The organism is Pseudacidovorax sp. DMC4 (assembly GCF_056314265.1).
In genome coordinates this window covers 1-647 of the sequence record NZ_JBQUYR010000041.1, presented here as the reverse complement: position 1 = coordinate 647, position 647 = coordinate 1, and the positions used below count along the sequence as shown (strand labels likewise).

The following is a 647-nucleotide window of genomic DNA, read 5'->3' as shown; positions in this document are numbered from 1 at the left end:
TTGTGCACCACGTCGCAGGCGCTGCCGTCGGCATTGAAGCCGGAGGCCAGGCTGGTGTACCAGGTGGTGGCCTCGCCCTCCTTGGGCGACTGGGGGTTGGGCGTGACAGCGCCGCAGCTGGCAAAGGTGCCGCCCTGTGCGGGGATGCGCTGCGAGGGGTAGAGGTAGCCGCTGCCGGCCGGCGGGGTGACCGAGACGGTGTAGCTGCACTTGCCCGAGACCGGCGGCGCGAGCCAGTAGAACTGCCAGTTGCCGTCGGCGCCGGTGGTCATGGACAGGGTGCCGTCGGCGTTGAAGGTGTAGACGCCCGAGTTGCCGCCGAGCACCTGGTCGGCGGTGATGGCCCCGGGGGTACCACCGTCGCAGGACTGGCGCTTGACGGTGACCACCGCCCCCGCGATGGGGCTGCGGCTGACGGCGTCGTAGACGGTGCCCTGCGGGTCCACCAGCAGGCCCACGGCCGAGGCGGAGCTGGCGCCGGCCACCAGCGCGGGGTCGAAGTTGATGGTGTTGGCCGACAGCGCCGCCGCCCAGGCCTTGTTGGTGTAGGTCACCCGCCCACCGGTGCGATTCGTCTTGAGGGTCACGCGCACGGTGAAGCCCAGCTGCTCGCTCTGGCCGGCGCCCAGCGCCCGGCTGCCGTCGGT

At 71.9% G+C, this 647-nt stretch carries 1 protein-coding gene; it reads right to left on the bottom strand.

Going from position 1 to position 647, the window contains the following annotated elements; translation table 11 throughout:
- Positions 1-647: hypothetical protein (locus ACT54X_RS28780; protein ID WP_476350056.1), on the bottom strand; the 647-nt coding region annotated here is incomplete at both ends.